Annotated in this window: 3 protein-coding genes; 1 reads left to right on the forward strand and 2 read right to left on the reverse strand. The window is 48.7% G+C overall.

Translation table 11 applies throughout. The features are described 5' to 3' along the window. Positions 1-114: 114 nt before the first annotated feature. Complete coding sequence (locus GX364_07575) at positions 115-1,350, forward strand: DUF1624 domain-containing protein (GenBank protein NLI70706.1); 1,236 nt, start codon at positions 115-117, stop codon at positions 1,348-1,350. A 96-nt stretch (positions 1,351-1,446) separates the two neighbouring features. On the opposite strand, the gene GX364_07580 is transcribed toward GX364_07575, so the two are convergent. Both GX364_07580 and GX364_07585 read right to left on the reverse strand, forming a co-directional pair. Continuing rightward, complete coding sequence (locus GX364_07580; GenBank protein NLI70707.1) at positions 1,447-2,433, reverse strand: hypothetical protein; 987 nt, start codon at positions 2,431-2,433, stop codon at positions 1,447-1,449. A gap of 967 nt (positions 2,434-3,400) precedes the next feature. Beyond that, entirely contained in the window at positions 3,401-3,661 is a 261-nt protein-coding gene (locus GX364_07585; GenBank protein ID NLI70708.1) for a GIY-YIG nuclease family protein, read from the reverse strand. Positions 3,662-4,860: the final 1,199 nt, after the last annotated feature.

Genomic DNA, 4,860 nt, shown 5'->3' on the forward strand with positions numbered 1-4,860 from the left:
CAATGATAGAAATTAAAAAAGGTTAAAGGAAATTTTCCGGATACAGATCATGCCGCCAGAATTATCATGAATGCGTGCGGTGAATTGAACGGCGGCTTTCCCCGGGGGTAAAGGATGAAAAAAGAAAAAACAAAGGGCGGCAGGGACAAGAAACATGGCAGAACCGCTCCCGGAAATGCACGCCCCTCCTTTCGAGAAACGACGCGCTCGCTGTTCATGGAACCGGTGGATATCTCCCCCACCGGATTCAAACCGCCCCGCATCGATGACCTGGATCTGTTTCGGGGTTATGCCGTCTTCGGGTTTATCATCTACCATGTTGTAATATTCCTCGGTTCCGAAGACGTGGTTTACAATTCCCTGCTGGGTTTCATCGCCCATATTATTTTCTGGCCGATAGGCGGAAAAGCCCTGTTTCAGATCTATATCGGCATCTACCTGGTATATGCGCGCTCCACCACACAGACGCTTGTCAGACGGGGGTTGACCATACTGGCTGCCGGTTATGCCCTCAACCTGGTGCGCTTTCTGCCCATCATCGCCGGAGTTCGGCGGGGAACACTGGCCATGAAGGACTTTCCCATTTACCGCAATATAGGCGATATGATCCTCGCCGTGGATATCTTCCAGTTCGCGGGGCTGGCCTTCCTTGCCTATGCTCTGATCAGGAAACTGTTCCGCGGGAGGGTCAAGCCCATCCACTGGCTCTACATGGCCCTGGCGGTAATCCTGGTCACGCCCTTTCTGGCCAAATTGATGACGGGGAATGTCTACATCGACCGTTTCATGGAACCACTCTGGGGTTATAGCGACCATGTCTGGTTCCCTTTCTTCCCGACCTTCTGCTACACACTGCTGGGGGCAATGTTCGGCTGCATGCTCATCAAGATCAAGAGTTTCCGCAATCATGAGCTGAGTTTCATGATCCTCTCCACCCTGACCTTCGCACTGGGCATCCTCCTGACCGATATCTGGCACCAACCCACAGGGCACATCTATTTCAAAATACTCGGCCCTGATCTTATCTATCATTCGCCGGAAACAGTCATAAAGGTCCTGGGATACACGACGTTTCATCAGGCAATCCTGGTCTATCTAAACAGGTACATTCCCCGAAACATCATTTTCAGGTTCTACCGCTACATGAGTTACAATATCACCACGGTCTATATCTGGCAGTGGGTCATCATCGGCTGGGTCACCGGCATCTATTTCCGTGCCTTCTGGCAGCAGAACGTGACAGAATGTGTGGTGGTAATCGCCATCACTACTGTCCTTACCATTATTCTCACCGAGCTGACCAAGAAAATCGGAAAGGGTATGAAAAGTTATCGACAAAAAAGCGTTTGAAACGGGGGAAGAAACGCCGGGATACAGTGTTAGTGCAGGGTGGAAATGCGGGAGTAAGCGACCGCCATCCATGCAGAATGAATTATTTTCCCTTTTTTACATCAACAGCAGGGTGCCGACCACCGCGCAGATGATCGGTACAGAAAAATTGTCGTCAATGCGGGTACTCAGAAGTTCGGTCAGGGCACCGGAAAAACCGACAATCAATGAAGTGGCGATGATGCGCATGGGCCCAAGATCGGGGGCGGCCAGAAAAAGGTAGATCACCACCGCCAGGGTACCCGCCGCGAAGAATGCCAGTGAACCGACCCATGTCTTGTCCCGAAAAAGGGTTACACGCCCCCAGCGCTTGCCGATCAGTGAGGCCGCGGGGTCAGCAAAAGCCAGAACCAGGGTGGCAGCGATGACCGGCAGTTTCGGCAAGAAAAGAACGATGACTATCAGCGCCAGCACGTAGAACGATGAGGAATTGATCCGGTATCGCTCGGATGGCCTGGAGAATGCTCCAAAAACCCTGTCCACCAGATAATCGTTCCACCTGCTGGAGAGGCGCCTGGTTATCTCCAGAATCCCGAAAAGAACAAAGACTGCCGTGAGAATGGCTACCGCCTGGAGACGGGTCAACACAAAAGAATAGAGAAGGGCCCCCATCAGCCCCATGGAAATATGGAAAATATTGCGGACATAGTTGGTCGGTTTGAGTTGACGGGAACGGTGTAGGGCTTCTGCCCCTGCCAGGCGCAGTTTGTTGAGTTCAAGAAGCAATTCCTCGTAACTTCGTGCCAGTAAATTCAGGCTGTCATGGAGGTCTACCATACTGGCATGTTCGGTCAATTTTACCGTGAATGCCCCCAGGTGCTCTGCCAGAATCTTGATGGATTTTCTGGCAGTGGCATTTCCGGTACTTAAAGCAGCAGCCAGTTGGGAAAGCCTGGTTGCAAGCTCTTCCCCACTGGAACGCATACGTTTCAGCCAGTTATGGTCTGAAATACGGAAATGTTCGATACGATCAATAAAGGTGCGTACCTCGTCGATGAGATCGTCAAGTTCAAGGTTTTCCCGGTAAGAAACTACGGTTTCCAATACTGATTCCTCTGTTCTATATGCTTTCAGGCTCAAAAACCTAGATAATGATACCATGGATTCCCACCGGTGTAAACTGATTCGATTCCATTCAAAGCACAACGCCTGCCTCTGCCCGAGATTCCTCGCGGCGCTATTTTTTCACTCCGGTGTTAGCGTTTCTGCATTATTTTTCTCCATGGCTTCATGTTGGTGTTCTTGTTAAACACCGCTTGCTCGGAATGACAGGGGGGGAGGCCGCCACACTCCTTCCCCGGCATTGTGCCATTCCGCACGACTGTCTTTCCAGTACTGTCATTCCATTGACATAACCATATACCTATCTCCTGCCCGTTGTAGTGAAAAGTCCCTACCTGCCATTCCTAAACTTTTTCCTGGTCTTTATCTTTTCCCCGTACGGATATGTTGGCGTCAGCGACATAGAGTGAATGGTTGCCATAGCCGGTGAAGGCGAGGTAGCGAAACGGGACTGCCGACGTGATGTGACAGTGTAGTACCTGTCATTCTGAGGGAGCCCTGCTTTTCAGGGCGACCGAAGAATCCCCTTCTCATACATACCCCACCACCGCCATAAACTGTTTCCTGTTTTCCCCTGGCCCAGTCGCCAAGCCAACATATAAAAAAAGAAAAAGAAAACGTAGGCGGCCGAGGAAATCCTTGTTAATACTACTTACTCAGGGGGGGAAGCTATTTCCTTGGTTTTATCTTTTCGCATACCCACAAAAGAGAGCTTCAGTTCCTGAAGAATCCCCTCCTCATGTACCCCTTACCCTACTGCCAGAGAAAGAAAAGGTACAACCTGTCATTCTGAGGGAGCGGCTGTAGTTTGCCGCGACCGAAGAATCCCCTTCTCGAACACACCTCACTATCAGCATAAACTGGTTCCTGTTTTTCCCCGCACGAATGAAAAAGTTCGCCTCGGGACAGCTCTACCATCTCCCCAAAAACCAACTCCGGGATCATCAATTTAAAGCTTGTATGACAAATCCGCCCATTCAGGGTTTAACATGTTTATCAATTTTTCTTTCTTTTGTCTATTCCATCCTTTGATCTTTTTTTCTTTGGAGATGGCTGCAATAATGTCTGAAGTGCACTCGAAATAAACCAGTTTGTCAATATTGTATTTTGCTGTAAAGCCTTTCGCTAATTTATTTTTATGTTCATAAATTCTACGTTGCAAATTGTTTGTTATGCCGGTGTACAGGACAGTATTATTTTTGTTTGTCATGATATACACATAGTACAAGAAACCCACCTCCTTGAATAGGCTATATCATTATTCAAGAACAGGGATCACCTGCCCTGCATATTTTACATGCTATGGGGATTATTCAGTGTAACGGTTGTTTTTTCATTCTGTGAGAGAATCCCATTCTCGAGCACCACTACCCTACAAGCACAACGCCTGCCTCTGCCCGAGATTCCACGCTACGCTATTCGTACCAATAACTATTAGCGTTTCCGCATTTCATTTTCCCGAAGCATGAGGTTTGTGTACTTGCAAAACACCGCTTGCTCTGAATGACAACGTAAAAACGCCCTACTTGGAGGCGTAGTAAAATGCTATACCTGTCATTCTGAGGGAGTGGCTGTTGTTTGCCACGACCGAAGAATCCCCTTCTCGTACACACCCTACTACCGGCATAAACTGGTTCCTGGTCTTTATCTTTTCCCGTACGGATATGTTGGAGTCAGCGACATGGAGTGAGTGGCTGCCATAGCCAAGCACAGCGTTTTCCTCTGCCCGAGATTCCACGCTGCGCTATTCGTACCAATAACTGTTAGCGTTTCCGCATTTCATTTTCCCGAAGCATGAGGATTGTGTACTTGCAAAACACCGCTTGCTCTGAATGACAACGTAAAACCGCCCTACTTGGAGGCGTAGTAAAATGCTATACCTGTCATTCTGAGGGAGTGGCCGTTGTTTGCCACGACCGAAGAATCCCCTCCTCGTACACCCCTCACTACCGGCATAAACTGGTTCCTGGTCTTTTATCTCTATAAAGCACAACGCCTGGCTCTGCCCGAGATTCCTCGCGGCGCTATTCCTTCACCCTGTTGTTACCATTTCTACTTCATTTATCTTTATGGCTTGATGCTAGTGTTCTTGTTAAACACCGCTTGCTCAGAATGACAGGGGGGGAGACCGCTGCAGGCGACCGAAGAATCCCCTCCTCGTACACAGCTTACCATCGGCATAAACTAATTCCTATTTTTCCCTGCACCCCCAAAAAAACAGATGATCATCAATCCATAATATTCCGGCCTCCCCACGATTGTTTTAAAAGGATTATGGGTAACAATGATAGAAATTAAAAAAGGTTAAAGGAAATTTTCCGGATACAGATCATGCCGCCAGAATTATCATGAATGCGTGCGGTGAATTGAACGGCGGCTTTCCCCGGGGGTAAAGGATGAAAAAAGAAA

Source organism: Bacillota bacterium (genome assembly GCA_012518215.1).
In the GTDB taxonomy this organism is placed as follows: domain Bacteria; phylum Bacillota; class Dethiobacteria; order DTU022; family PWGO01; genus JAAYSV01.

Bases quoted from the DNA above. Each gene is read 5' to 3' on its own strand.
- GX364_07585 (NLI70708.1), bottom strand. From the start codon at position 3,661: ATGACAAACAAAAATAATACTGTCCTGTACACCGGCATAACAAACAAT.
- GX364_07575 (NLI70706.1), top strand. From the start codon at position 115: ATGAAAAAAGAAAAAACAAAGGGCGGCAGGGACAAGAAACATGGCAGA.